Below are 24,309 nucleotides of genomic sequence, written 5' to 3'. Positions count from 1 at the left end.
GCCAATACCGGCCCCATGGGAACAGTCGTCCGCCTCTTTGACCGGCTGGTCAATCTGATGTCTGGGACGGGCACGACGGCCGACAAAGCGACCTACCGCCAATATTACCTACAACGGTTAGACAGTCGTCAGATCGAAGCGGCCTATCGCACATCGTGGTTGATGCGGAAGGCGGTTGACCTACCGCCCTACGACATGACGCGCGCCGGACGCGACTGGCAGGCAGACAAGCCCACGATCGAAAAGCTTGAGGCTGAGGAAAAGCGGCTCGGCATTTGGGACGCGCTCCGCCGGGCTCTCGTTCTCGCTCGCCTCGGTGGTGCGGGCATGGTGCTGTACGTCGATGGCGACGATCAGGAACAGCCGCTCGATCCCGCCCGCATCCGCGCCGGCATGCTCAAGACGGTCCATGTCTGGCACCGCGATCGGTTCGCCTTGGGGGAGATGATCGACGCGTGGAGCGATCCATGGTTCGGCCATCCCAAATATTATCAGGTCCAGCTTGGCGGCGCTTCCGGGCTAGTCAAGTTCCACCCGAGCCGCGTCATCGCCTTCAAGGGCCAGCAGGTGCCCGACATGGCGACGAATGCATGGGAGGATTGCTTCTGGGGCGACAGCATCGCCCAGTCCATCCAGGATGCGGTCGCCAACGCCGATGCGGCTCAGGCGGGGTTCGCCGCGCTGATCGAGGAAGCGAAGCTCGACATCATCAAGATGCCGGACCTGATGGCGAATGCCGCCACCGCCGAATACGAGCAGCGCTTCATGGAGCGGTTCCGGCTCGCCGCCCTTGGCAAGTCGACGCACCGCGCCCTCGTACTCGACGGTGATGAGGATTGGGAGCAGCGCCAGATCAATTGGTCGGGCATGCCCGACATCATCGCGACCTACATCCAGATCGTCGCTGGTGCCGCGGACATCCCCGCCACGCGCCTGCTCGGTAAGAGCCCGGACGGCATGAACGCCACCGGCAAGGGCGATGAGACCAATTACCTCACCATGATCACGGGGCGGCAGGAGAACGACCTGCGTCCGCAGATCGAGCGGTTGGACACGGTGCTGATCCCCTCGGCGCTCGGCAAACCCGATCCCGCAGTGTGGTGGAAGTTCGCGCCGCTCCAGGTGCCGACCGAGGCGGAGGAAGCTACCACTTTCAAGACCGTCATGGACGCGCTCGACAAGCTGGTGAGCATGCGGCTCGTGCCCGAAATCGCCATGGAAAAGGGCGCGCAGAACCTGCTTGAGGAGCGCGGCTGGATTCCCGGCCTGGGCGACGCGCTGGCCGAGCTGGACGAGACGGAGCGCTTCCCCTCGCTGGCCGAACCCGATCCGGACGAGGAAGACCCATCGGCACTGCAAGCGGAAGGAGGTGATCCAGCATCTCGGACGACGCCGGGGCAGTCGTTGGAAGCGGCTCCCCGGCGCCGCGCCGCAAATGACCGGCGCTTCGACGACGCCGCACCGCCCAAGACGCTCTACATCCAGCGCAAGCTGCTGAACGCCGACGAAGTGATCCGCTGGGCGAAGGGGCAAGGGCTCGAAACCACGCTCGCCCCCGAGGATATGCACGTCACCGTCGCATTCAGCCGGACGCCGGTGGACTGGTTCAGTGTCGGCACCGATTGGGCCGGTGATGAGAACGGCCGCCTGCGCGTGAAGCCCGGTGGTGCCCGCACCGTCGAGCGTCTCGGCGAGGGCGATGCTGTCGCGCTGCTGTTCTCGTCGGATGATCTGCAATGGCGCCATGATCGTGTCCGCGAGGCCGGCGCGTCATGGGATTGGCCGGACTATCGCCCCCACGTCACGCTGAGCTGGAATGCGCCGGCCGTCGATGTATCGACGATCGAGCCGTACACCGGGCCGCTGGTGTTCGGGCCGGAACTGTTCGCTGAGGTTAACGAGGACTGGAAATCCACGATCGAGGAGGAGTGAGGCGTGGCCCGCTCCAACCTCACCCTCTCCGCCGAGTTTCGCCCCGCCTTCGACGCGCTGGTCGATGCCGCGCATTGCATCGCCGAGAGCCATGGCGGTGACGTCGCGGAGGAGTGGCTGGAGCGGGTCATGTCCGACGACTTCGCCCTGTTCGTGCGGCTCAGCGTCGACAGCAGACCGGAACTGCGCCTGATCGTCGGCGGGAAGGGGTGAAGCGTGAGATTCGACCTCGCAGGAATCGTGAAGGCCGCACGCCCCGGCAGCCGCAAGACGGTGATCGAGTTCCGGCCGATCGTGCCGACGCAGGCGTTGGCGTCCGACCTGTACGTGAAATCGTATCGGCCGATCATCACCGCGCTGACCGATGCCATCCCCAGCATCACCGCGACTTATGAGCGCGGGCTGTCGCAGCTGATCCGCGACGCCGCTTCCGATGACGTCCAGTCCGCGCTCGATACGCTGGGGAGCTTCCTCGAACGGCTCGTCATCTCGATAGAACCGACGCTGCGGGATTGGGCGGTGCGGGTAGAGCAATTTCACCGAGAAAAGTGGCGCGGGGCGACGCTGACCGCGACCGGGGTGGACCTGCAGACCGTTCTCGTCGCATCTGGCGAGCCAACCTCCGTCGCCGACGCGATCCGCTGGAACGTCTCCCTCATCCGCGACGTCTCGGCGCAGGCGCAGTCCCGCATCGGCAACCTGGTGTTCTCGGCGTTTCAGGCTCGCCGGCCAGTGGCTGACCTGGCGCGCGACCTTCGCGATGCCGTTGGCATGTCGCGCACCCGCGCGCTGCGCATCGTCTCCGACCAGACCAGCAAGCTATCCGCGGCCCTCGATCGCGAGCGTCAGGCCGACGCCGGGATCGAGAAGTTCAAGTGGCGGCATTCTCGGAAACTTCACCCGCGCAAGATTCACGTCCAGCACGACGGGCAGGTCTATGCGTGGACCGCGCCGCCGAAGCTGGAGGGTAGGGCGGATTTCCCCGGCGACCTGCCGTATTGTGGGTGTCGTGCCCAGGCGGTGCTGGAGCTGGATTAGGGTGACGGCGTTCCGCGCTGGCGAAGTCGCGATCTCAATTTCTCGCCCACTGCGCCGTCACCCGTATCCGCTGCCCAATCGCAGGGACGATCCGCTTAACGGCGCGGCCCGATCCATCTAGCGGGGGACATTCCCGACCGGGGCATTCGGACAGGGTAGATTACCGGCTACCATCCCTGAACAAGCCCGTGTCGCGGTGCCCCTGCGCCTCTTGCCTTTTCGGCCCCGGAGGAACGGGTCTTTGCACACCGGCGGCGCGCTACTGCCGCAAGGACGATCTATGGGGCCGCCCTGCCACGCCGGAGCCACGAGCCGAGTAGGCTTCCGGACTAACTGCCTTCCCGAGGTTGTTATCCCTCGCATAATTTCTCGCTTGCCACGTCGCTCTTCGTGGCCTCGATGTGCTCCCTTGCGGGAAACCGGTAATGTCCCGCCTATCCGGCGACGGGCGCTACGGGCGCTGGCACTGACGGTTTCAAACCGTGTCGGGCCTCCCCGCCATGCATCTAGGCTCTCTGCGGTGCCATCCCGGATGACAGGTTCCGCCGTCAACGCCCCTCGGTATCTCGCCGGGTTTTACGGGTCCCGAAACCGTGCGTCCTGTGTTCGCCGATTAGCTCCATGCCGGATCGCGTATCCGGTACCACGGCTGGTGAGGGACGCCCCGCACCGCTGCGCTTGCCAAATTAGATGGTGGCATCTATTTGTCAATAGATGGTGGCAACAAAATTCGCGCTCTCGACTCAATTCTTGGTGGCAGATACCCCGGCCCGCGTGGGCAGGATTCGCATCAACGATCCCGGCGAAAAGGTGACGGCGCGGTTCCGCAAGGGTACGCTGGCGCGCATCAAGGCAGTGCTCGCGCCGAAGGAGCCGCAGTCGGAGTTCATACGCATGGCAGTCGAGCGCGAGTTGGAGCGGAGGGAGGGGAAATGACGATCGATCGTGCCCGGCGCGTCATGGAGGCAATGGATTCGCTGTTGGCAAACGCGGAGGAGCGCGGACGAGAGCCTTGGCACCTGATCGTATCAGAGAGCGATTGGCTTGCGATCGGCGAGCACTTTCGCGACCATCTCTTTCCCGACCCCGCAGCTCGCGGTGAGAAGTTCTACCGCGGCATTCCGGTCCAGCTGCGGAGTGTCACCGATGACCAGTTGGCGGCATTGGTCGATAGCAACGGTGAGCAGACCCATGCCTGATCAGACCCTCCTCGAACGCGCCGCGCGGGCAGCGGAAATAGCACGAGGGGATGGCCGAGGCCGCGGATGAGGTCGGCCCTGACCGATCGGGGGCGCAATACTGGCCAGTCATGATCGACGCGCTGCTGGCGGAGGGGGAGTGATGGCGGCTATCACCCGCCACCCCGATGTTATGGCCGGCCGCTATTGCCTGGCAGGCACACGGATGCCGGTCTCGCAGATCAAGCAGATGATCGCCGATCCGGACGGCGGCCGCGAGTGGGTGAAGCAAAATTTCCCATGGATCACTGACGAACAAATCGATGCGGCGCTGAGTTTCCGGGCCACCCCAACTAACTGACCGCCGTAATAGCCCCGCCAGCGCCCGCATATCGATGCGGGCCATGTTGTTCGCCGATGCCCTGACGCTGGACGCGCCGCGCCGCACGCAGGATGGCTACATGGCCGTCCGAGCGAAGGCGGCACGTACCGGGGTGTACGACTATCTCGCCTCCGAGCCGTCGATCGCCGACGCGCTGCCCGAGGGCCACAGCTTCAAGCCCACCGATGTCGTAAAGGTGCTGCGGGACGAGAACACCGTCTTCGACCCGGCCGCCGTCCGCAGCTTCATCGGCAAGCCGATCACCGACGATCATCCGCATGAAGCGGTGACCTCCGACAACTGGCGGGAGCACGCCCGAGGCGTCGTCATGGGTGCGAAGTGGGAGGAAGGCGGCTATCTCGCCTTCGATCTCATGCTCACCGACGCCGACGCAATAGCCAAGGTAGAGGCGGGCAAGCGGGAACTCAGCAACGGCTATTCGGCCGCGCTGGAGTTCGGCGATTTCACCGCGCCCGATGGCACCAAGTGCCACGCCCGCCAGACTTCGATCATCGGAAACCATGTTGCAATCGTCGACCGCGGCCGCGCCGGCTCGACCTGCCGCATCACCGATGCCGCGACCTGCGAATCCCTTCCCTCCAACCTGTTCGACCACCTGAAAACGGAGAAGCCCGTGAAGACCATGCTCATCGACGGGCTGACCGTCGACGTCTCCAACGCCGATACGGCCGAGGCGACAATCAAGACCCTCGTGGCCGCGCGCGATGCGGCGACGGCCAAGGTGACCGGCCTGGAGACCCAGGTCGCGACGCTCACCACCGACAAGGCCACGTTGGAGGCCGAGAAGGTCACGCTCACCCAGCAGCTCGCCGATGCCGCGAGCCCGGCAAAGCTCCGCGATGCCGCCAAGGCGTATGCCGCCGTGGTCGAGAAGGCGAAGGCGCTCGGCGTCGCTGTCACCGACGCGATGGGCCAGACCGACATCGTGAAAGCGGTCGTCGACGCGAAGATCGACGCATCCCTGCGCGAGGGCTGGACCGATGCGCAGTACGCCGCCTCCTTCGCCTCGCTGACGAAGGACGTGAAGCCCGAGCAGGGCACGGCACCGAGCATCTCGGGTTCGCCCGTCAATCTCGGTGACGCGGCCACGCAGGCCGACACCGCGTGGGCGAAGGCCAACGACGATCTCAACGCCTGGAGGGCCGCATAATGGCTATCACGTACCGCGAAACGATCCCGGCGTTCGCGCTGGGCCGCCGCGTCAACATGGAGGAGTGGAACACCTTCACTCGCACCAAGGAAGGCGCGGCGACGCTGGGCTTCGGGGTTCCGGTCATGCCGGGCACGGGCGCCCATACCTGTGTCGAGCTGGACGCCACTACGGGCCGCAACGTCCTCGGCATCACCGAGGCGTCGCTCTGCATGCCGCACACCGGCGACGCCTATAACCAGTACGACAACGTCGGCATTTGCGAGGTCGGCGTCATCGGCGTGATGCTCGGAGCCAACGTCACCAAGGGCGCGCAGGCCCGCTGGGACACCGCCAACAAGGCGTGGACCGGCGCGGCGCAGTCGGCGACCGTGGTCACCATTCCCGGCGCTCAGTTCGAGGAGGACGGTGTCAGCGGGGCAATCGGCGCCGTTCGCTACCGTCGCCCTGTTCCTTCCAACTCTGTCTCGGGGGCCTGATCAATGTTCGGACTCGGTCACAACAACGGCCCGCGCATGGTCAATGACGCGCAGGCGCTCACGCTCGTCACGGCACAGGCCTATCGGATCAACCAGCGGGTCTACGAGACGCGCTTCCCGGATTGGGATTTCGGTCGTCTCGTCTACGTCGACACGACCGGCCCTGCCTGGGCTCCGGGCATCCTGACCTACACGTCGGACCTTTCCGGCCGCGCGAACTGGCAGTCCGGCTATGCCAAGGACATCCCGCTCGCTGACGTGTCGCAGGACATGCAGACCAAGACGTTCCACCTGGCCGCGATCGGCTACCAGTGGAATATCGAGGAGGTGAACACGGCGATTCAGATCCAGGCGCCGCTCCCAGATCGTCGCGCCCGCGCCGCGCGTCTCGCCTATACCAAGTTCATGTACGACCTGACCCTGTTCGGCTCGGCCGAGAAGGGCCTGGGCGGCATCACGAACTACTCGGGCGTGACTGTTGTCGTTGCTCCTGCCGACGGCACTGGCAACGTCACCTACTGGGTCGACGAGAATGGCGTCGGCACCAAGACGCCGGCGCAGATCGGCCGCGACATCAACCTCGCCCTGCAGGGCATCTCCCTCGCCACCTTCGAAACCGAGATGGCGGACACGATCCTGCTGCCGGTCGAGGCCTACAACTACATCGCGGCGACGCCCTACAGCGCGACCACGATGGAGACGATCCTGTCGTTCGTGCTGCGGACCAACATCTACACGCTCACGACGGGCCGGCCGCTCACCATTCGCTCGGTGCGTGACCTCGGCACCGCCGCGGTCGGCGCCGCGGCCGGCACCGGTCGCATGGTAGCCTACAAGAACGACCAGGACTATGTGAAGCTGCACCTGCCAATGCCTCACCAGTTCCTCGAGGTCTATCGCGACGGGCCGCTGAACTATGCCGTGCCGGGCATCTTCCGCACAGGCGGGGTCGAGATGCTCACCACGGCGGCAATCCGTTACCTCGACGGCATCTCGCAGCCGCCGGCGGCCTAATCCAGCGCCCCGCCTGTCTCCGGATGGGCGGGGCTTCACTTCGAGGTGTGCCGTGCCGAAACTTCTCGTCCGCAACCTGACCAACTCGCCGCAGGACCTTGAGGGCGGCCTTCGGCTGCCGGCCATGGGCACTGCGACGGGCAACTTCACCGACCACTATGTATCGCTGCTGCGCGGCTCACCGGGGGTTGAGGTTGAGGCAGTGGAGGACGCGCCGTCACCATCGCCTCCCACGCCGGCGGCTGCGCCTTCCGCGACGCCTCACCGAACTGGCCGCCGCAAGAAGGCGCGCTAATTCCAGTTCCTCCTACCTCGGCCGGTCCTTCGAGGCCGGCCTTTTCGTGTCCGCCGTAATAGCTCGCTAGTGCGCGCGGTACGCCGCAGCCATGGCCTACGAGCTACCCACGCCCGCCGAGCTGAAGGCCTTCTATCCGGCATTTGCGGCGGTGCCCGACGAAGCGATTCAGCTCTACATCGATCGCGTCAGCGGCCCCGGCGGTGATGTCGACCAAAGCTGGCCAGAGGGCGTCTACAAAGCAGCGGTCATGGCTGCGGCGGCGCACCGCATGGCGCGCAACGGTATCCTGTCGGCGGGGTCATCGGGTGACGGAAGCGGCGGTGGCGAAAGCCTCGACGGTGTCACCTCGTTCAAGTCCGGCACGTTCTCGGTCCAGATTTCCGAGGCTTACGTGAAGGCGCAGGTTCAGGGCGGGTGGGAGTCGACCACCTACGGCCAGGACTATCTTGAGCTGCTGCGGCAGGTGAAGGGCGGCCCGCGTGTCACGGCGCCGGGCGTAGTGCCGTGTTGCGGCGGCTATCGCGATGGACCGTTCCCTTGGGGCGGAGGTTGCTGATGCGCATCGAGCACATCGGCCTGGCTACGCTATATCTCGGCCAATGGGAGGACATTCCTGATCTGCCGCGTCCCGCCGCGATCATCAGTGATCCGCCTTATGGGCAATCGCTGAAGACGAATATTATCGGTGCGAAGCGTGCGGTGCCAATAGGGATGCGTGCAGCGCCTGCCTCCGGCCGCCTTCAGGGCGGAAGGCCGACCTTAAATCGCCTCTGGCCCGACACAATCCGAGGTGACGATAGGCCATTCGATCCAACTCTCCTCCTAGGCAAGGCCGATATCATCGCACTCTGGGGAGCCCACAAATTTGCCGATCGCTTGCCGGAAGGCTCATGGTTGTGCTGGGACAAGGTTCCGAACGGGAAAGTTCGCGATCAGGGTGATGGCGAGGCGGCGTGGCTCAACATACGTGGCCGACCGCTTCGTATTTTCCGCCACCTCTGGGACGGTCTTTGCATCGCTGGAGGGTACGAGACGCGGGTCGAAAGGCAGGGCGCGGCCGCCGCGCGGCGCATTCACCCGACGCAGAAGCCGGTAGACCTGATGTCATGGACGATCCATCAGGCCAAAGTACCTGCCGGCGCCGTGATCCTCGATCCCTATATGGGCTCAGGATCAACGGGCATCGCCGCAGTGCTGGCCGGACATCCGTTTGTCGGCGTCGAATGTGAGCCGATGTATTTCGATGCAGCCTGTGAACGGCTGGAGCGGGCGCAGCGGCAGGGTAGGCTCGTCGCATGAACCTCCCAGCCACCTTCCTCAACCTTGCAACAGCGTTCTCAGGCGTGCTCGGCGCCCCGTTCTACGACGGGGCAATCATCTCGGAGGAGACGCCCGGCCATTACGACGACGACGGCAACTGGGTGCCCGGCGAGCCCGCGACTGAGCGGCCGTGTAAGGTGCAGATCGACGCTGTCGACGAGCGGATGCGGCCGGAAGGTTGGACCGACAAGGATTACCGCTTCATCGTCCTGTCGGCGTCATTCACCGGCTCGATCGACACCGACGCGAGCATCGAGGTCACCGACGCAAAGGCGCCGGAGGACTTCCGTGGGGCATGGATGATCTCGGGCCTCCAGCGTGATCCCGGGGGCATCGGCTGGGTAGGGCGGGGGCGGCGGGCATGACGACGGTAAAGCCTCCATGCTCGGTCGATGGTTGCCCGAGCGTCGCCAATGGTAAACGCGGGATGTGCAATGCGCACTATCTGCGCTGGTATCGACACGGCGATCCACAAATCCGGAAGCGCGCCGCAAACGGCGATGTCGAGGCATGGTTGCGCAGCCACGTCAACTATGATGGAAACGGGTGCCTGATTTGGCCATTCGCGCGCGGTCGCGACGGACGAGGAAGGCTCAACTCGAGCATCGCACCCCAAGCCCACCGGGCAATGTGCACTCTCGTGCATGGGCCTGCGCCGTCGCCGATCCACGAAGCTGCCCATAGCTGTGGGAAAGGACATGAAGGCTGCGTCCACCCGCGCCACCTTCGCTGGGCGACTCCGATTGAGAACTCGGCAGATCGGTGGAAGCACGGCACCGAAACTCACGGCACAGCCGTCTGGAATGCCAAGCTCACCGAGGCGGATGTTCTCCAGATTCGCGCTCTCAAGGGCTCCATGACTCAGGCCGAAATCGGCGCGCGTTTTGGCGTCGATGGTGAGACGGTGGGAAACATTCATCGCGGCGAGACGTGGGCATGGCTCGGATAGTAGGTCGAGAGCGAGCGCGACGGCGCATCCAGAGCTTGGGCGGTCCCGACATGGTGCGGGAGGTTGGAAAGGCCTTGTACGCCGGCGGACAGATCCTTGAACTGGATATGGTCGATTCGATTGTCGCGGGCTCGGTAAGTGGCAAGGGACATATTGCGTCGCTGCCTGGGTCCCCCCCTAATGCCGATACCCACTTCCTTGATCGCTCGATCGAGACCGCGCTGGTGGCACCGCTGCGGGTTGAGGTCAGCGTCAACGCCCCCTATGCCCGGCCGCTGAACTACGGCACTTCGCGCATCGCCCCGCGACCCTTCGTAGAGCCTGCGGTAGCCCGGAAGAAGCGCGAGATCGTCGACCTCGTCCGAGGCGCCGTTCGCAAGATCACGCGAGGCGGCAATGGCGGTTGATTCGACGCTCCAAGTGCGCAGCGGCATGCTCGCGCTGCTGAAGGCCGACGCGCCGCTGGTCTCGCTGGTGGTGAAGACCTCGATGTTCACGCAGTGGACCGCTGCGGTGCCGGCCTATCCGTTCATCCGCTCTGGGCCACCGTCGGGTGTCCCGATCCGCGGTGCATGTCTCGACGGTCTGGACATCACCGTGGCTTGGCACGGGTTCTCGAACGGCATCCGGAACGCCAGCGGCCAAATCATCCTCCCTGCCGAGGACCACGCGGGCCAGATCGGCGCGGCGATGGCGAAGGCCCTCGACCGTAAGGTGATCGTGCTGCCGACGGGCCGCGCCCGCATCCGGTGGGCCGGCGGCCAGCTGCTGCAGGATCCGGAGGAGACGCAGGTGTTCCATACCGTCCAGAATTTCCAGGTGCGGGCAATCACCTCCTGATGTAGCTTCCGCGCCGTGACCGCTCACGATCGCATCCTTGAGGCCCTGATCCGGCTGCTACTGCGTCGCGGCGACCTCGACGGCGGCGAGATCAACGACATGGCGTCGGAGTTGGAGCGCTCCGACCCGAATGCCGCCCATCAGCTTCGGTGCATGTTGGTCGAGGCGAGTGCGCCAGCGGATGCGGATTGGCGCGCGGCAAAGGTGAGGGATCGGTTCCGCGTGATTGAGGGGGACGGGGAATGAGGGCGATAGCATTGTTGGCGGTGCTAGCGTTGACCGGATGCAATGCTGCGGCACACAAAGCCGAACAGCGCTATGCGACCGTCACGACGGACGAAGAGAAGTGTGCCGCCGCAACTGATGCGGCCAAGGCGTGGTCTGAGGCGGGCGATCAGCAGAAGTACAGGAACTGGAGCCTGAACCGCGACATCTACTGCAGTTCCGTCGATTCGAAGCGGAAACTCTACAGCGGGTACTGACCGCCGTAATAGGCCAACTCGCCCCGCCATAGTGTCGCTCCAGCAAACCCGCGGGAGCCGTTCATGTCCTATCCCACCGAGATCGATTGGGCGCTCATCAAGATGGGCGACGGCGCCACGCCCGAGGTCTTCACGCTGATCTGCGGCATGCAGGATGCGACGGTAAACACCACCGCCCAGACGCAGGACCGCTTCGTCCGCGACTGCGCCAAGCCCGGCAGCATCCCGAAGCGTAAGGTCAAGACGACCGGCCTCCAGCAGGATATTACTGGCTCAGGCCTGTCTAACGCCGACACCGTCGCCGACATGCAGGCGGCGCTCGGCAAAAAGAAGAACTACGAGATCGAGTGCTACGCCGACGACGGCACCGATGCCGGTGAACTGCTCGGCACCTTCGCCGGTGCCTATGTCATGACCGCGACTAACCTCAACCTCACGCGCGAGAATGCCGCGTCCGCCGAAATCACCCTCGCCTCGGACGGCGACTGGACCTGGACGCCGGCGGCGTGAGCCTGTCCGCTGAGATCGATCTGGAGTTCGCGGATGGGGAGTACCATTTCGCTCTGCCGCTGCCCCAGGCCATCGAAGTGGAAGAGAAATGCGGCTTTGTTGACGCCCAGGGAAATAGGCGCAGGCGCGGGTTGATCGCGATCTTCGGGGATATCGTCGACGGACTTGCTGTCGTTGACGGGAAGATCGTCGCTGTTCCATCTCAAGGGCGAGCATCGGCGTGGGATTGCCGAGAGATCATTCGCCTCGCCTTGATCGGTGGCCGCTATGGCATCGTGGACGGCAAGCGCGTGGAGGTGACGCCAATCTTGGCGCGCCAGCTCTGCGAGCGCTATGTGGATGGTCGACCGTTGGTAGAGCGCTGGACGCTGGCAGCCGCCATCCTAAAGGCAGCGGTGGAGGGTTTCGAGCCCCCAAAAGTCGAGCCGGCCAAGGCGCCGGCGACCGCAAAGCGAGGACGAGCCCGGAAGAGCCGATCGACGTAGCAGCGGTCATGGCCAACTGCCGCATGATGAATGGGCTGGATTGGCGAACGGTCGGATGGGCCGAATACCAGACCATGCTCGCAGGCTGGAACGCGGCGCACGACACCGAAGGAACCAAGGCCCCGGTCGACGTTGCCCGGCTGGAGCGGTTCATGGCCGCCCATACGGTGCAGTAGGAGGGCACGATGGCGCTCGACGCGAACAGCATCGTAATCGAACTCCTCGCCAAAACCGACGAGTTCAACAGCAAGATTGACAGTGCCACCACCGCGTTCGAAAGCGCGATGGACCGCCAGTCAGATGCCGCCAAACGGTCGGAAGTGGCGCGTGGAGGATCGCTCGATCGCATCCTCGCCGCGATCGAGAATGCCGCCAGCAGGCAGATCGCCGCTATCGAGCAATCGTCCGCTGCGGAGATTGCAGCCGCTGGCCAAGTCGCGAAAGCCCAACAGGGTACGGCCGACGCGATTACCTCATCCGCGGAGCGGATCGCCAGCGCTTTTCAACGCGAGTCAAATGCCGCCGCCGCGTCCGCAGCCGCAGAGGAGCAGGCATCTCAGCGCCGCAGGCGGGCGCGCAAGGACGAGGACGCCGAGGCACAGTCGCTCTCTGATCGTGATGTCGCGCGTCGTCTGCGCTTGCAGCAGCAGATTCGCGGAACCGCGGAAGTTGTCGAACGCAGCAGCGCGGCCGCAGCAAATGCAACGCGCAACCTCTCGTTCCAGATCGGCGACGTAGGGACGCAGCTTGCCAGCGGCGCGTCGCCCTTCCTCATCATCGCGCAGCAGGGGCCGCAGGTCACGCAGGCGCTGCAGGATATTACCGCATCTGGGGCCACGCTCGGTCAAGTGATGAAAGGCATCGCGTTGCCGGGGTTCCTCGCGATCCTTTCTGTGCTTCCATCCTTGATCCAGTACCTCACCAGCGGCTCCGACGCGGCCGAGGCTCATGCCAAGGCGGAAAAATCGTTGGCCGATGCGATCCGTGACCAGGAGGCGGCATCGCGCGCCGCAATCGCGACTGGTCAACGACAAATCTACGTCGATCTCGCTCGCGCTGATGCCGCACTGAAGGTGGCGGTGGCGAAACGCGAAGAACTAAAGGCCTCGCTGGCGAATCGACGAGAGCAGGCATCAGCTGCCGCCGCTGGCGAGCGGACTGGACTCCTGACCCTTGGAATCCCGGGACGGGGCGCCTCCTCGCAGCAGGCAATGGTCCGAGATTTGGAGCGACAAATTGCCGCGCAGGACAGCGCGATCTCAACCGCCCAGGCGAATGTCGTCCGCCGGAGAGCGAAGATCACGCAACAGCTCGTGACCGAGGCGCTCGATCCAGTGGCGCGCGCCACTGGCCATTACGAGCGGCAAGTTGACCTTCTCAACAGCCGCCTCCAGCGCGGTCAGGTCACTGAGGGGCAGTATCGGAGCGAATTGATCCGTCTGACGCGTGAGCGTGATGCTGCCACCTCGGCGACAGAGAAACACACCCGTTCTACCTCGCGTTCGGCCGGCGCATCGAGGGAGCATGCAAGCGCGGCTCGCGAACAGGCCAAGGCACTCGACACCCTTAAGTCCGATCTTGAGAGCTTGGAACGGCAGCTTGATCCCAGCGCCGTCGCCGCCGAGGACTTCGCGAAATCGTTAGATACAATCAGGCGCGCCAGGCTTTCTGGGTTGGTCGACGATGCGCGTGCCGCGGAACTCGCATTCAAAGCGACGATGGCCGAGGAAAAGCGCCTTCGGGAGGAACGAGAGAAGCGCGCGAAGGAAATATTCGGCGATCCGACGCTGGTCCGGCCGGGCTCAACCGTTCAGGAGCAGATCAGAGCCGAGCAGGAGGCCCGCGACCGTGCCGAGCAGGAGACGCAGCGCAAGCGCGAGTCCAATGTGCGCGACCTCGCCTACCTTTACGAGGACCTGTTTACCGGCGGTGTCCGGTCGGTATGGGACGACTTCAAGCGCATGGGTCTGCGGGCCATCGCCGAATTGTTGGCGCAATGGACACTCGCTGCCTTCTCGCCCCAGAAAGACGGTGGCGGCCTCGGCGACATCTTCGGCTTCCTGCCTGGCGCCAGCAATGTCGGATATGGTCGAGATTGGGGCGGCGCGTTTGGATCAAGGTCGAGCGGAATTCCCGGCCTAATCCTATCCCTCTTCGGCCGCGCCAGCGGCGGCTACGTCGCGCCGAACAGCGTCCACCGCGTCAACGAGTCCGCCGGCGGCGTCGAGCTGCTCAAGATGGGGCCGCAGGGCGGTGCCGTGATCCCGCTCGGTCGGGCAAAGGCGGCGCAGCCCGCGGCCGGCGTCACCGTGCTCCAGACCGTCTCCGTCGACGCCCGCGGCGCGGTGATGAACGACCAGTTCGCCTCCATGATCCTGTCGCGCGCCAATCAGGACGCACAGCAGATCTCGGCGGCCTACAGCGGAGCGGCGGTCCAGGCCAGCCCGGCGCGAACCCAGCGTCTCCAGACCTTGGGCACGTGACCGCCGTAATAGGTCGAGCACCCGCCCCATAACGTCCGGGCATGCCGCAGCCCAAAGGCCAGGAGATTCGGATAGAAACGCTCCGACGGATGGCCCGCGACTGCGACCGATCCTCCTGTGTCGAGTGGCCCTTCGCTCGATACAGCACCGGCTACGGAGCAGTTTGGGACGGTCGCGCGAACGTAAAAGCGCACCGCGTCGCCTATGAAGTGGTGCGCGGCCCGATCCCAGCTGATCTCGTAATTCGACATCGATGCGATAACAGAGGGTGCATCAACCCACACCATCTCGAGGTGGGCACGACTGCCGACAACATGCGGGATAAGGTGGAGAGGGGACGGACGGCGCGCGGCGAAAGTCACGGCCGGGCAAAGCTAACCGATAATGATGTCGCTTTGATCCGCGGATCAGCGGAGTCGAGCCGTAGTCTAGCAGCCAAGTTCGGTGTTTCCGCCAAGACGATCAGCAACGTGCGCGGGAGCAAAAACTGGACGCATGTCGAGGCTGCGCGATAATGGCAGCCCTAAGGTACCTGCACCTCTGCCAATTTCAGTTCGCAGACCAGGACATCCGCGTCGTCGGCACCGAGCTAGACGGCGGCACCTCGCTCAGCGGCATCTCCGAACCGATCCAGATCGACGGCGGCGGCTACTGGCAGGCCGACTTCAGCAACGCCGACTTCGGCGGTCCCGACGAGGATGATCGCGCGGCTACGCTGGCCTGGCGGGCGGTCAATGCTGGTCTTGGTGGTGGCGCGCGTGTCGTGTTGCTCCTCTGCGACCGCCATCACCAGCCCGTCGGGCCGTTCGCCACCGTTCCACACGGTGACGAAACGCCCTTCAGCGACGGCAGTGAATACGTAAATCCTACGGTCGAGGCATCCGTTACCGCTGTGCTCAACGGTCAGGCCGGTGGTCTTAATTGTACGTCAATTGACATCTCGTTCATCGGCCCGAAGCCGCTTATTGGCGGGGAGAGATTCACCTACCTAGGTGCTGGCGGGTGGGGCGATCGCTGTGCCGAGATTTATTCGGTCGAGCAAATCAGCGGCGGCTACCGGCTGAAATTCACTCCTCCTATTCGCGGCGGCATCGCTGTCGGCGACACCATTGATTTCGAGAACCCCCGCTGCGTCGTCCGCCGCGCCTCGGCGGCGACGAACGCCCTCAATATGGGGCTCTGGTCAACCGCCTCGATCACCTTCGTCGAGGACATGCGGAAGCCGCCGGAATGAGGCAGTCGATCCTCGTCCGCATCGCATGCGATCCGCCGGCGCGGGTCTGCTCCGGGGTCAACCCGATCCTGATCTCTGCCGACGCGGTGGAGGATGAGGACGGAGCCCTCTACCTCGGCGGCGGAAACCTCGTGTCGGTGCCGGACCTCGAGCAGATCATCAACGGCACCGCGAGCCGCATCCAGGTCACCGTCTCCGGCGTCGGCGCCGACACCCTCCGCCTCGCCATGGAGGACGCGCCGAGCGTCAAGGGTGCCCGCGTCGACATCGGCACGGTGCGCTTCGATGATGCGTGGCAGATCGTGGAGGTTGAGTGGATCGGGCGCCTCCGCGCCGATTCGCTGACCACCGACAGCCAGTCGTCCCAGGGCGGCCGCACCCGCGCGATCACGCTCAGCATCGCCACCGACGACACCGACCGTTCCCATGCGCCGATCAGCTATTGGACGGACGCCGATCAGCGCCGCCGCTCACAGACGGACGCCTTCTTCGACCACATCGCCGGGCAAGGAACGAGCCGACGTTTCGGGCCGCAGGACTGATGGAGCTCGGCGAGTTCCTCAAGCGCCGCGCCGGTTACACCGGGCCGTGGAATTGCAGCACGATGCCGGCGGACTGGTGCATCGAGTGCGGTCACCCCGATTTCGCAGCGAAGTGGCGCGATCTCACCGATGTCGCCGAATGCGACCAGATCCAGCGCGATCACGGTCTCCTCGAGCTCTGGGACGAGGGCATCGGCGATGCTCTGCCGGTGATCGACACGCCCGAGCCGGGCGACATCGGCATCATCGAGTGCATGGGAATCCAGGCCGGGGCCGTCTTCACCGGCGAGCGCTGGGCAGTCCAGGGATTCCGCCGCGTTCACTTCCTGGCACCGGGTCAGCTCGTCGTCGCGAAGGCGTGGCGGCCATGAGCAAGTCGCTGGGTTCGATCCTCATGCTTGCTGGTTCTGCTGCGCTCGTTGCTACAGGCATCGGCGCGGCGGCTGGTCTCGCCCTGTTTGGAACCACGGCGGGCGTATCGGTGGCGGGCATCGGTCTCACCACCTTGCTCACCGCGTCGACAGCGCTGACGGCAGCGGGTAGCCTGATCGCGCGGGCCGGCATCAAATCCCCGCGCCCTGAGCAGATGGAAGGCGCGCTCAAGGCCGCGACACCGCCCCGCGTCTCCGGCTACGGCACCAACCGCTACAACATGGCCTATGCCCTGTTCACGACAGCTTCCGACGGTACCGCGGTCGACGCCGGCGTCTTCCACGACGGCCGCGCATCGGCGATCCGCGCACATTACATCGGCGACAAGCGCGTCACGCTCACCGGCTCCGGCTTCGTCATCGGCCTTCCCGACGGCCAATTCGGCGAGAACGACGATAACGTCCGCGTCGGAACCCGGCTTGGCAATGCCGTCGAAACCGCATTCTCCGAGGTCATCGCAAAGGTCCCGGATCAGTGGACCACCAACCACCGCGGCGACGGCTGCGTCACCGGCTTCATGCTGTCGAAGGCGGTCAAGACCAAGAACTACCAGAAGATCTATCCGTCCGGCGGGCCGAACCAGACCCCGCTGAGCCTCGTGCTCGATGCTCAGCCTGTGTTCGACTGGCGCGATCCGACGCAGAGTGTCGGCGATCCCCGGACCTGGAAATTCAGCGAGAACGCCTGCCTTCACCACGCCCACTACGAGCTGGTGCGCAAGGCACCGTCGCCGACGCTGCCGCCCTCGGACCCGGGCTATTGGTCGGAGATCGCCGCCACCTACACCGCGCGCTGGAATCGGCTGTTCGCGCCAACGCTGAGCTACTGGACCGCGGCAGCGAACGACTGCGACAGCCCGGTCCCGCTGAAGGGCGTCCAGACCATCATGCTCGAGGCGGCCGACAGCGGCAGCGGACATATCACGGTCGCAGCGGTTACCGGTCTCGCTACTGGCATGGCGATCGCCATCTCGGCGACCGGCGATACCTCGCTGACCGAACTGCGCACCGTCACCGGCATCACCACGGGCGGCGGCGGATTCGTGCTGGCGCTCAACGACGACCTCGACAACGGCCATCCCGAAGGGTCTCAGGTCACCTGGTCGTCGAACCCGTCCAGCCCTGCCACCGAGCCCCGCTATCGCGGCTGCGTCGCCCACAAGCACACCGACGACCACAAGAGCGTCATCGCGAGCCTGCTGGCCTGCTATGACGGTTGGGTCAGTCCCCGCGCCGACGGGGCCTTGGTGGTGTTCTCGGGCCGCTATCAGGCCCCGACTGTCGAGATCGGGCCTGACCAGATCATTTCCTACTCGATCCAGGACGGCGTCGACGAGGAGAACGCGATCAACACCGTCGCGGTCAGCTACATCTCGGCGAACCACGACTACAGCGTGGTCGAGACGACCCCGTGGGTCGACGAGGACGACATCGCCGGCCGCGGCAAGGAGCTGTCCACTACGCTCGCCAATCAGGTTCCGAGCCATGCCCAGGCGCGGCGGCTGGCGAAGCGGGCAATGGCGCGAACCATGGCCGCCAAGCGCGGTACGGTCTCGACGAATTACCATGGCAAGACCGTGATCGGTCAGCGCTATGTCCGTCTGCGGATTGTCGAGGCCGGCACGACGTTCCTCGACTCCCCCGTCGAGATCACCAAGCTGGTTCGCAACATCTCGACCGGCGGCGTGACCTTCGAATGGATCCTGGCCGATCCGAACGTCGATGCCTGGAATCCGGTGACGGAGGAAGGCAGCCCGGCACCGGTCGGCAACAACGCGCCGGCGCAGCCGCTCGAAACTCCGGTCATTTCGAGCGCATTGCCCGAGTTCGATTCCGATGGGGTGCGTATCGCGCTCACGGTGGATGCGCCTGATCGCGCCGACCTGACATGGTATGCGCATTGGCGTCTCACCGGAGCGGCGATCTGGGGGCCGGACGAGGTCTATACCGATACCGACCCTGGCCCCGCGGTGGCGCTGCGCACCGGCCTCGTGATCGCCGACGCATCGATCGAGATAGAAGTGGCCTACCAAGTCGGCGATGGTCGGCTCTCGACGTGGTCACCGACGGCGACGGTCGATACCACGGGAGACGGTACCGAGTTCGACGGCGGCGACGCCGGAGGGGTGGTGTAGATGGCTGTCCTGGCGATCTTCCGTATCCGCCGTGACACAGCCGCAAATTGGTCGGCTGTGAATCCAGTTCTCGCTTTGGGCGAACCTGGATTGGAAACCGACACACGCCGGGTGAAATACGGTGACGGCGTTACGGAATGGAGCGAGCTGCTCTATTCCTCAGCGGCGACCACCTGGGGTGCAATCGGCGGCTCTCTTGCCGATCAAGCGGACTTGAAGGCGCAACTTGACGCAAAGCAGCCATTAGATGCTGATCTCACTGCGATTGCCGCTCTCACGACGACAAGCTTCGGCCGTGGGCTGCTGACCGCGCTTGATGCTGCCTCGCTGCGCACGACAGCCGGATTGGGGTCGCTGGCGACGCAGAATGCTAGCGCAGTAGCCATCACGGGCGGCGCCGTCGTCGGGCTAAGCTCGCTGGGCGTAGGCAACAGCACCCCTTCCGACCTGATCCATCTTCAGGGCGCAACCTTTCCGCGCATCCGTCTGGAACGCACCGGCGTCGGTAATTGGGCGCTGGGCAATGCCAGCACGGGGGGGACAAGCAACACGTTCTCGATCTCGCTCAATGGCACGTCGATCATCAATGTGACCACTGGCGGCGCTCTTCACCCTCAAGGAGACAACACGCAATCGCTCGGCCTGTCCTCAAATCGCTGGAGCACGGTGTTTGCTGGAACGGGAACGATCAATACTTCGGACGAGCGCGAAAAGTCGTGGATCGGACCGATGAGTGAAGCGCACCTGCGAGCGGCGCGCCGCATCGCCGATGAGATTGGAGTGTTTCAATGGCTCTCGGCGCGCGCTCTCAAGGGCGATGCCGCGCGTATCCATGTCGGCGTGCGCGCACAGCGGATCGCTCAGATCATGGTGGACGAAGGTCTGGAAGAGCCGTTCACCGACAGCACCCCCTCCTTTCGCCACGGGTTCCTTTGCTATGATGCCTGGGATTCGGTCTATGAAATGGCTCGCTGCCGTGACGGTAAGCCGCTTCGCCGGCGCAAAGTGCGCGCTGCCGGTGACCGCTTCGGTGTTCGCCCGGATGAACTGGCGCTCTTCTTGATAGCTGCTCAGGAACGGCGTCTTGAGCAGATCGAAGCTCAAGTCGCGCAGTTAACCCCTACCGGATAGCCTTGGTCGCATCCCAAGCGCCGTAATCCCTGGGCGATGTCGGCATATCGCTTATCCTGAGTTCTCCAGGAGAAGTATTCATGACAACCGGTACCGACGCGCTCGCGATGGCGTTTCGTGATTTCATCGTCAATGGCGTGCCGGCCTCCGGACCAAACGAACCGGACAAGCCCGAGATTCGGGCTGCGATCGTACAGATCGGCGCGGAGATCGGTGCTGGTATGCTCGATTTCCAGCCGTATGAGACGCTTGCCGCGATGAACGCGGACACCGCGCAGCCCGCGGGCAAGCTCGGCTACGTCTACCGCAACAACGGCTCCCAAGACGACCCGGCGAACGGCTTCTACCAGTGGACCGGATCGGCATGGGAAGACGCGGCATGGGTAATGGGTGCTGTTGCCGCCGCAGCAAACCCACTCATCGCCCAAGCTATCGCAGACACGACACTCAAGGTCGGCGCCAATACCGTAGTGGGCGCGGCTGCGCTGACAGCCAGTTCGCCCGGCGTCGGGAACTCCGCCTTTGGCGAGGCCGCGCTGCGGGACAATACTAGCACGAACAATACGGCCGTTGGCGCTCAAGCACTCAGAGACAATGTCAGCGGCAACGACAACACCGCCATCGGAGCCGGTGCTGCAGGCGCGAATTTGGACGGCGCTCGGAATGTCGCCATCGGCTCGGGCGCGTCGCTGTCGGCCACCTCTGGCGATGACAATGTGATCGTCGGCTTCGGCGCGCATTCCTCCGCAGCCGGGGGTTCGCTCAACGTTGCGGTGGGTCGTGACGCGCTTGCCGCTTATGCTGGAAACGAGGCGGTAGCAGTCGGCGCAAATGCGCTGCCCGCAGCCACCGGCATTCGCAACACGGGAGTTGGCGCCAATGCCGGGCTCGCGGTGATCAACGGCGATTATAACCTGTTCCTCGGCTACAATGCGGGCGGCGGCGGTGCACAATCCGCCAGCGTGACGAACAGCATCGGGATCGGCTTCAATGCGGTCACGACCCGCGAGAATCAGATCACGCTTGGGAACAACGGCAATGACGAGCTGAGGCTCTTCGACTTCACGATGTTCCGCAAAGCGGGGCTCGGCGGGCAGGCGATCTTCATCGGCAATGCCGGCAATTTCACCGCAACGGGAGGCGCCAATATCGCGATCGGCATCACCGCTGGTTTCAGCCTCGCCAATGCGGACAGCAATACGCTCATCGGCTATGAGGCGGGCTACAATATCGTCAGTGGCGGCAACAATGTCGCGCTTGGGGCGCGGGCGCTGATCTCCGGTACGACGGCGCGCGACTGTACGGCCGTTGGAGCGGGTGCGCTCAACAAGATGATCGATGGCGTCGGCGTGACTGCGATCGGGCGCTATTCGCTTCAGTCGCTCGTGCAGGGCGGGAACAATACGGCGCTCGGAGATTCCTCCGCCCGCAACCTTTATGGCGGAGCCGACGCATCCGCCGCCGGCCTGGGCCAGGGCGAGCAGAACTGCATCATCGGCTACGGCACCATGCGGTACGGCTATTACAACAGCTATAATGTCGTGATCGGACAAGGCGCTCTTTATAATGCCGGAAAGCCGGTCGGGCCGTTGCCGGAAGATGGCGGCACGCCGACAGACCCTGGCACGCCCAGCAGCTACAACGCGATTGTCGGCTGGTTGGCGTTCGAGAACACGTCTGGCGGAGGTCATACGGGCCTTGGAGCCAACGCTGGACGGTCGCTCACCGGCGGCAACGACACGATCTTTATCGGGCGCGATGCCGGCTTCGGTGCCGGGCAAAAGATCGATGCGAGCGGCAGCGTGGTGATCGGAGTCGGGGCTGTTTCCACGCGAGACAATGAGATCGTGATCGGCAAGGATGAGGACACGCATCTCACTATCGCAGGCGTGACCTTCACCAAGGCGCAGCTCGAGGCGCTGCTGGCATTGGTGAGCCCATGATCGGCGCCAGAGACTACGATGACCCCCGAATCTGGACTCTCCTCGGCCAATTCGGGCCGCATCGCGGTGAGCTATAACCATGGGTGAGCCGAAGTTGCTCGATCTCGGCGTCCAGGCAGCTGCCGGCGGCGGCAGCTTCGCGCTCACGCTCTATGCGATCCGGTGGGCCTTGAACTGGCTGACGGGCCGCGTCGATCGGCGCGAGGCGCTCGTCCAGGCACAGGAAGAAAAGGTTGACCGCGAATGGCAGATGATCCGCGAGGCGCTTGAGGGGCGGATCGAGAAGCTTGAGACGCAGGTCGACAAGGTGACCCGTGAGAATGAGGCGTATCGCCTAGCGTTCCACCATGTCGCCAAGGCTCTGGTTGCGGCCGATCCGAACAGCCCCGCGCTCACGATAGCCGATCAGATCCTGTCGGTGGCTTTCCCGCTCGACCTTCGCACGCTGGCTGAGCGTGCTGACCTGGCGCTGGACCGCGCCGTTGCGAACAAGCCGGCGGGAGGTGGGAATGAATAGCCACGCGCGCTTCTTCGACTCCGTCCGATCCGGACTGCTCGGCCCAACGCTTTCTCCTCCCGAGGTCTCCGGCTGCTCCGCGATTCTGGCCGCAATGGCCGGCGCGCCGCTGGCATGGACGGCTTATGCGCTCGCCACCGCCTACAAGGAGACGGCGCACACGATGCAGCCGATCGGCGAGTACGGCGGGGATGCCTACTTTTTCCGCCGCTACGACCCGCATGGACAGCGGCCGGATATCGCTGCGCGGCTCGGCAATTCGGAGCCTGGAGACGGGGTCCGCTTCCACGGCCGTGGCTATGTCCAGTTAACCGGACGTCGCAACTACGCGCTGGCATCGACGAAGCTCGGGGTCGACCTCGTCGGCAATCCGGACCTTGCGATGGACCCGGATATCGCCGCGAAGGTCATGCGCAAGGGGATGCAGGAGGGTTGGTTCACCGGCAAACGGTTCGCCGACTATCTTCCCGGTACGGGACGGGCATCGCCGGCCGCCTATACCGAGGCGCGCCGCATCATCAACGGCCAGGACTGCGCCGCAGAGATTGCGGGCTATGCGGTCCAGTTTGAGGCGGCGCTGATCGCAGGCGGCTGGGAATGAAACCGCAGCCCCAGACCTACGCCGAACGCCTCCGCGGCACCATGAGCTGGGCGCTCTTGATCGCCGGCATCGTCTGCGCGGCCATGGCCATCGGTGCGCTTATGATCGCCTGGCGCGGCGGCTGGCCGACGGGGACCGAGCACCAGCGCCTGTCGATCGTCGGATGGGCATTGCTGGGGGCGCTCTCCGGCATGGGCGCGGTGATCGTCAGTCTGGCAATCGGCGGCCCTGTCGGGCGGTTCAAGGCCGGTGTCGGGCGGGGAGGGGCCACTGTCGAGGCCGAGGATCATGATGTGCCGCCGGCGGCAACCGTGACTACGACGACGGTGATCGCGCCGTCGACGTCTCCGCCTCCGTCAGCACCGGAGCCACGCCCATGACCGCGCTCGCTATCCTCGTCCGCTACTGGCGCGAGATCAGCATCGGGATGCTGCTGCTGGCGATCGGCGGTCTGGTGCTGCTTGACGGCCATCATGCCGCTCAGCGGGATAAAGCTCGATCTGAACTCGCTGCCGAACAGGCCCGACATGCTGTCACCCGGCAGTCGGTCGAGACGCTGTCCACCGCGCTCGACGCCAAGAACCGGGAAAGTCTTGCTCGCGCCGAAGCGCTGGAGCGCAGCAAGGCCGAGGACGCCAAGGCCATCGCCGAGCTGGACGCCCGCTACAAGGCCACGGAGAGCCGCGTGGAAGCGCTGCGGGCGATGGCGAAGCAATTCCCCGCCAATCCGTCCTGTCGGGCTCCTGCGGCCTTGCTGGCGCAGCTGGAGGGCTTGTGATGCGCCTCGCCGTCCTCGCCGCGCTATTGCTCGCCGGCTGTAAGACCCCGCCGGCGCCAGGGATTGAGGTGCGGACCGTCATGAAGACGGTTGAGGTGCAGCGGCCATGTGCGGTCATCAAGCCGAAGCGCCCGGCGCCGATCCCGAAGCCATATCCAACCGACGCCCTCCAGCTTGGCGCGCTTCTCGGAGCGAAATTGGCAGAATATGCAGGGCCGGGCGGTTACGCCGAGCGTGCCGAGACCGCGATCGATATTTGCCGGGCGACGCCTTAGGTTCCCCGTGTCTGCGCCTGTGGTTGCGCTGAGAGGCGTGCTTCACGGATAGGGGGTCGTTATGGTCTATCGGCATGGGCCACTCCTTCTGAGCGGGATATAATGAGGCCCGACCGCATCGAGGGCGGTTGCGCGGACCATCCCTCAGCCTGACTCGACTC

General features: G+C 64.8%; 34 protein-coding genes. All 34 read left to right on the top strand.

Features of this window, described 5'->3' with window-relative positions:
• Positions 1-15: 15 nt before the first annotated feature.
• Complete coding sequence (locus AC2YHA_RS07030; protein ID WP_487400910.1) at positions 16-1,932, top strand: phage portal protein; 1,917 nt, start codon at positions 16-18, stop codon at positions 1,930-1,932.
• Between the two features lie 3 nt (positions 1,933-1,935).
• Positions 1,936-2,145, top strand: coding sequence for a hypothetical protein (locus AC2YHA_RS07025; RefSeq protein WP_487400909.1), 210 nt, complete (start codon positions 1,936-1,938; stop codon positions 2,143-2,145).
• 3 nt (positions 2,146-2,148) lie between these two features.
• Positions 2,149-2,970 carry a phage minor head protein gene (locus AC2YHA_RS07020; RefSeq protein ID WP_487400908.1) on the top strand — a complete coding sequence of 274 codons (822 nt, stop codon included), beginning with the start codon at positions 2,149-2,151 and terminating at the stop codon, positions 2,968-2,970.
• A gap of 753 nt (positions 2,971-3,723) precedes the next feature.
• Entirely contained in the window at positions 3,724-3,906 is a 183-nt protein-coding gene (locus tag AC2YHA_RS07015) for a YlcI/YnfO family protein (protein ID WP_487400907.1), read from the top strand.
• Positions 3,903-4,169 carry a hypothetical protein gene (locus AC2YHA_RS07010; RefSeq protein ID WP_487400906.1) on the top strand — a complete coding sequence of 89 codons (267 nt, stop codon included), beginning with the start codon at positions 3,903-3,905 and terminating at the stop codon, positions 4,167-4,169. Before AC2YHA_RS07015 ends, AC2YHA_RS07010 begins: the two co-directional genes overlap by 4 nt.
• Before the next feature lie 142 nt (positions 4,170-4,311).
• Positions 4,312-4,509, top strand: a complete 198-nt coding sequence (locus tag AC2YHA_RS07005) for a DUF433 domain-containing protein (RefSeq protein WP_487400905.1) — start codon at positions 4,312-4,314, stop codon at positions 4,507-4,509.
• 43 nt (positions 4,510-4,552) lie between these two features.
• Entirely contained in the window at positions 4,553-5,701 is a 1,149-nt protein-coding gene (locus tag AC2YHA_RS07000) for a DUF2213 domain-containing protein (protein ID WP_487400904.1), read from the top strand.
• Positions 5,701-6,180, top strand: a complete 480-nt coding sequence (locus AC2YHA_RS06995; protein ID WP_487400903.1) for a structural cement protein Gp24 — start codon at positions 5,701-5,703, stop codon at positions 6,178-6,180. Before AC2YHA_RS07000 ends, AC2YHA_RS06995 begins: the two co-directional genes overlap by 1 nt.
• A 3-nt stretch (positions 6,181-6,183) precedes the next feature.
• The gene (locus tag AC2YHA_RS06990) at positions 6,184-7,194 is read left to right on the top strand and encodes a DUF2184 domain-containing protein (protein WP_487400902.1); all 1,011 of its coding nucleotides are present in this window, start codon (positions 6,184-6,186) and stop codon (positions 7,192-7,194) included.
• Between the two features lie 52 nt (positions 7,195-7,246).
• On the top strand, positions 7,247-7,489 hold the full coding sequence (locus AC2YHA_RS06985; protein WP_487400901.1) for a hypothetical protein: 243 nt from the start codon (positions 7,247-7,249) through the stop codon (positions 7,487-7,489).
• A gap of 91 nt (positions 7,490-7,580) precedes the next feature.
• On the top strand, positions 7,581-8,048 hold the full coding sequence (locus tag AC2YHA_RS06980) for a DUF4054 domain-containing protein (protein WP_487400900.1): 468 nt from the start codon (positions 7,581-7,583) through the stop codon (positions 8,046-8,048).
• Positions 8,048-8,791, top strand: coding sequence for a DNA methyltransferase (locus tag AC2YHA_RS06975; RefSeq protein ID WP_487400899.1), 744 nt, complete (start codon positions 8,048-8,050; stop codon positions 8,789-8,791). Before AC2YHA_RS06980 ends, AC2YHA_RS06975 begins: the two co-directional genes overlap by 1 nt.
• A complete protein-coding gene (locus AC2YHA_RS06970) occupies positions 8,788-9,177 on the top strand; it encodes a hypothetical protein (RefSeq protein ID WP_487400898.1) in 390 nt (129 codons plus the stop codon). The genes AC2YHA_RS06975 and AC2YHA_RS06970 overlap by 4 nt, the downstream gene beginning before the upstream one ends.
• Positions 9,174-9,761, top strand: a complete 588-nt coding sequence (locus tag AC2YHA_RS06965; protein ID WP_487400897.1) for a hypothetical protein — start codon at positions 9,174-9,176, stop codon at positions 9,759-9,761. Before AC2YHA_RS06970 ends, AC2YHA_RS06965 begins: the two co-directional genes overlap by 4 nt.
• A gap of 50 nt (positions 9,762-9,811) precedes the next feature.
• A complete protein-coding gene (locus AC2YHA_RS06960; RefSeq protein ID WP_487400896.1) occupies positions 9,812-10,168 on the top strand; it encodes an HK97-gp10 family putative phage morphogenesis protein in 357 nt (118 codons plus the stop codon).
• The gene (gene gp17 / locus AC2YHA_RS06955; RefSeq protein ID WP_487400895.1) at positions 10,158-10,601 is read left to right on the top strand and encodes a tail completion protein gp17; all 444 of its coding nucleotides are present in this window, start codon (positions 10,158-10,160) and stop codon (positions 10,599-10,601) included. The genes AC2YHA_RS06960 and gp17 overlap by 11 nt, the downstream gene beginning before the upstream one ends.
• A gap of 15 nt (positions 10,602-10,616) precedes the next feature.
• Positions 10,617-10,847 (top strand): hypothetical protein, encoded by a 231-nt coding sequence (locus tag AC2YHA_RS06950; RefSeq protein WP_487400894.1) that lies wholly within the window; start codon positions 10,617-10,619, stop codon positions 10,845-10,847.
• Complete coding sequence (locus tag AC2YHA_RS06945; protein WP_487400893.1) at positions 10,844-11,083, top strand: hypothetical protein; 240 nt, start codon at positions 10,844-10,846, stop codon at positions 11,081-11,083. Before AC2YHA_RS06950 ends, AC2YHA_RS06945 begins: the two co-directional genes overlap by 4 nt.
• A 63-nt stretch (positions 11,084-11,146) precedes the next feature.
• Positions 11,147-11,593 carry a phage tail tube protein gene (locus tag AC2YHA_RS06940; RefSeq protein WP_487400892.1) on the top strand — a complete coding sequence of 149 codons (447 nt, stop codon included), beginning with the start codon at positions 11,147-11,149 and terminating at the stop codon, positions 11,591-11,593.
• Positions 11,590-12,078 (top strand): GTA-gp10 family protein, encoded by a 489-nt coding sequence (locus AC2YHA_RS06935; RefSeq protein ID WP_487400891.1) that lies wholly within the window; start codon positions 11,590-11,592, stop codon positions 12,076-12,078. The genes AC2YHA_RS06940 and AC2YHA_RS06935 overlap by 4 nt, the downstream gene beginning before the upstream one ends.
• An 8-nt stretch (positions 12,079-12,086) precedes the next feature.
• Positions 12,087-12,254, top strand: a complete 168-nt coding sequence (locus AC2YHA_RS06930; RefSeq protein WP_487400890.1) for a hypothetical protein — start codon at positions 12,087-12,089, stop codon at positions 12,252-12,254.
• Between the two features lie 9 nt (positions 12,255-12,263).
• A complete protein-coding gene (locus AC2YHA_RS06925; protein WP_487400889.1) occupies positions 12,264-14,561 on the top strand; it encodes a phage tail length tape measure family protein in 2,298 nt (765 codons plus the stop codon).
• Between the two features lie 41 nt (positions 14,562-14,602).
• On the top strand, positions 14,603-15,076 hold the full coding sequence (locus AC2YHA_RS06920) for an HNH endonuclease signature motif containing protein (RefSeq protein ID WP_487400888.1): 474 nt from the start codon (positions 14,603-14,605) through the stop codon (positions 15,074-15,076).
• A complete protein-coding gene (locus AC2YHA_RS06915; protein ID WP_487400887.1) occupies positions 15,076-15,795 on the top strand; it encodes a hypothetical protein in 720 nt (239 codons plus the stop codon). Before AC2YHA_RS06920 ends, AC2YHA_RS06915 begins: the two co-directional genes overlap by 1 nt.
• Positions 15,792-16,337: a hypothetical protein gene (locus AC2YHA_RS06910; RefSeq protein WP_487400886.1), complete on the top strand. Its 546-nt coding sequence runs from the start codon at positions 15,792-15,794 to the stop codon at positions 16,335-16,337. Before AC2YHA_RS06915 ends, AC2YHA_RS06910 begins: the two co-directional genes overlap by 4 nt.
• Complete coding sequence (locus AC2YHA_RS06905) at positions 16,337-16,708, top strand: hypothetical protein (RefSeq protein WP_487400885.1); 372 nt, start codon at positions 16,337-16,339, stop codon at positions 16,706-16,708. The genes AC2YHA_RS06910 and AC2YHA_RS06905 overlap by 1 nt, the downstream gene beginning before the upstream one ends.
• Positions 16,705-18,903: a hypothetical protein gene (locus AC2YHA_RS06900; protein WP_487400884.1), complete on the top strand. Its 2,199-nt coding sequence runs from the start codon at positions 16,705-16,707 to the stop codon at positions 18,901-18,903. The genes AC2YHA_RS06905 and AC2YHA_RS06900 overlap by 4 nt, the downstream gene beginning before the upstream one ends.
• Positions 18,904-20,034 (top strand): hyaluronate lyase N-terminal domain-containing protein, encoded by a 1,131-nt coding sequence (locus AC2YHA_RS06895; RefSeq protein ID WP_487400883.1) that lies wholly within the window; start codon positions 18,904-18,906, stop codon positions 20,032-20,034.
• Between the two features lie 80 nt (positions 20,035-20,114).
• The gene (locus AC2YHA_RS06890) at positions 20,115-21,977 is read left to right on the top strand and encodes a hypothetical protein (protein ID WP_487400882.1); all 1,863 of its coding nucleotides are present in this window, start codon (positions 20,115-20,117) and stop codon (positions 21,975-21,977) included.
• A gap of 79 nt (positions 21,978-22,056) precedes the next feature.
• Positions 22,057-22,494 (top strand): hypothetical protein, encoded by a 438-nt coding sequence (locus tag AC2YHA_RS06885; RefSeq protein ID WP_487400881.1) that lies wholly within the window; start codon positions 22,057-22,059, stop codon positions 22,492-22,494.
• Complete coding sequence (locus AC2YHA_RS06880; RefSeq protein ID WP_487400880.1) at positions 22,487-23,095, top strand: glycoside hydrolase family 19 protein; 609 nt, start codon at positions 22,487-22,489, stop codon at positions 23,093-23,095. The genes AC2YHA_RS06885 and AC2YHA_RS06880 overlap by 8 nt, the downstream gene beginning before the upstream one ends.
• Positions 23,092-23,475 (top strand): hypothetical protein, encoded by a 384-nt coding sequence (locus AC2YHA_RS06875; RefSeq protein ID WP_487400879.1) that lies wholly within the window; start codon positions 23,092-23,094, stop codon positions 23,473-23,475. The genes AC2YHA_RS06880 and AC2YHA_RS06875 overlap by 4 nt, the downstream gene beginning before the upstream one ends.
• A complete protein-coding gene (locus AC2YHA_RS06870; RefSeq protein WP_487400878.1) occupies positions 23,472-23,873 on the top strand; it encodes a hypothetical protein in 402 nt (133 codons plus the stop codon). The genes AC2YHA_RS06875 and AC2YHA_RS06870 overlap by 4 nt, the downstream gene beginning before the upstream one ends.
• A complete protein-coding gene (locus AC2YHA_RS06865; protein ID WP_487400877.1) occupies positions 23,873-24,148 on the top strand; it encodes a hypothetical protein in 276 nt (91 codons plus the stop codon). Before AC2YHA_RS06870 ends, AC2YHA_RS06865 begins: the two co-directional genes overlap by 1 nt.
• Positions 24,149-24,309 lie beyond the last annotated feature (161 nt).

It is taken from the genome of Sphingomonas sp. SRI_018 (assembly GCF_057586275.1).
The sequence above is the reverse complement of the archived record's forward strand: the minus strand, read 5'-3'. Positions and strand labels throughout refer to the sequence as shown.

Coding starts and splice junctions, on each gene's coding strand:
- AC2YHA_RS07030 (WP_487400910.1), top strand. CDS start 16: ATGGGAACAGTCGTCCGCCTCTTTGACCGGCTGGTCAATCTGATGTCT.
- AC2YHA_RS07010 (WP_487400906.1), top strand. CDS start 3,903: ATGACGATCGATCGTGCCCGGCGCGTCATGGAGGCAATGGATTCGCTG.
- AC2YHA_RS07005 (WP_487400905.1), top strand. CDS start 4,312: ATGGCGGCTATCACCCGCCACCCCGATGTTATGGCCGGCCGCTATTGC.
- AC2YHA_RS07000 (WP_487400904.1), top strand. CDS start 4,553: ATGTTGTTCGCCGATGCCCTGACGCTGGACGCGCCGCGCCGCACGCAG.
- AC2YHA_RS06995 (WP_487400903.1), top strand. CDS start 5,701: ATGGCTATCACGTACCGCGAAACGATCCCGGCGTTCGCGCTGGGCCGC.
- AC2YHA_RS06990 (WP_487400902.1), top strand. CDS start 6,184: ATGTTCGGACTCGGTCACAACAACGGCCCGCGCATGGTCAATGACGCG.
- AC2YHA_RS06980 (WP_487400900.1), top strand. CDS start 7,581: ATGGCCTACGAGCTACCCACGCCCGCCGAGCTGAAGGCCTTCTATCCG.
- AC2YHA_RS06975 (WP_487400899.1), top strand. CDS start 8,048: ATGCGCATCGAGCACATCGGCCTGGCTACGCTATATCTCGGCCAATGG.
- AC2YHA_RS06970 (WP_487400898.1), top strand. CDS start 8,788: ATGAACCTCCCAGCCACCTTCCTCAACCTTGCAACAGCGTTCTCAGGC.
- AC2YHA_RS06965 (WP_487400897.1), top strand. CDS start 9,174: ATGACGACGGTAAAGCCTCCATGCTCGGTCGATGGTTGCCCGAGCGTC.
- AC2YHA_RS06960 (WP_487400896.1), top strand. CDS start 9,812: ATGGTGCGGGAGGTTGGAAAGGCCTTGTACGCCGGCGGACAGATCCTT.
- gp17 (WP_487400895.1), top strand. CDS start 10,158: ATGGCGGTTGATTCGACGCTCCAAGTGCGCAGCGGCATGCTCGCGCTG.
- AC2YHA_RS06945 (WP_487400893.1), top strand. CDS start 10,844: ATGAGGGCGATAGCATTGTTGGCGGTGCTAGCGTTGACCGGATGCAAT.
- AC2YHA_RS06940 (WP_487400892.1), top strand. CDS start 11,147: ATGTCCTATCCCACCGAGATCGATTGGGCGCTCATCAAGATGGGCGAC.
- AC2YHA_RS06930 (WP_487400890.1), top strand. CDS start 12,087: ATGGCCAACTGCCGCATGATGAATGGGCTGGATTGGCGAACGGTCGGA.
- AC2YHA_RS06925 (WP_487400889.1), top strand. CDS start 12,264: ATGGCGCTCGACGCGAACAGCATCGTAATCGAACTCCTCGCCAAAACC.
- AC2YHA_RS06920 (WP_487400888.1), top strand. CDS start 14,603: ATGCCGCAGCCCAAAGGCCAGGAGATTCGGATAGAAACGCTCCGACGG.
- AC2YHA_RS06915 (WP_487400887.1), top strand. CDS start 15,076: ATGGCAGCCCTAAGGTACCTGCACCTCTGCCAATTTCAGTTCGCAGAC.
- AC2YHA_RS06910 (WP_487400886.1), top strand. CDS start 15,792: ATGAGGCAGTCGATCCTCGTCCGCATCGCATGCGATCCGCCGGCGCGG.
- AC2YHA_RS06905 (WP_487400885.1), top strand. CDS start 16,337: ATGGAGCTCGGCGAGTTCCTCAAGCGCCGCGCCGGTTACACCGGGCCG.
- AC2YHA_RS06900 (WP_487400884.1), top strand. CDS start 16,705: ATGAGCAAGTCGCTGGGTTCGATCCTCATGCTTGCTGGTTCTGCTGCG.
- AC2YHA_RS06895 (WP_487400883.1), top strand. CDS start 18,904: ATGGCTGTCCTGGCGATCTTCCGTATCCGCCGTGACACAGCCGCAAAT.
- AC2YHA_RS06890 (WP_487400882.1), top strand. CDS start 20,115: ATGACAACCGGTACCGACGCGCTCGCGATGGCGTTTCGTGATTTCATC.
- AC2YHA_RS06885 (WP_487400881.1), top strand. CDS start 22,057: ATGGGTGAGCCGAAGTTGCTCGATCTCGGCGTCCAGGCAGCTGCCGGC.
- AC2YHA_RS06880 (WP_487400880.1), top strand. CDS start 22,487: ATGAATAGCCACGCGCGCTTCTTCGACTCCGTCCGATCCGGACTGCTC.
- AC2YHA_RS06875 (WP_487400879.1), top strand. CDS start 23,092: ATGAAACCGCAGCCCCAGACCTACGCCGAACGCCTCCGCGGCACCATG.
- AC2YHA_RS06870 (WP_487400878.1), top strand. CDS start 23,472: ATGACCGCGCTCGCTATCCTCGTCCGCTACTGGCGCGAGATCAGCATC.
- AC2YHA_RS06865 (WP_487400877.1), top strand. CDS start 23,873: ATGCGCCTCGCCGTCCTCGCCGCGCTATTGCTCGCCGGCTGTAAGACC.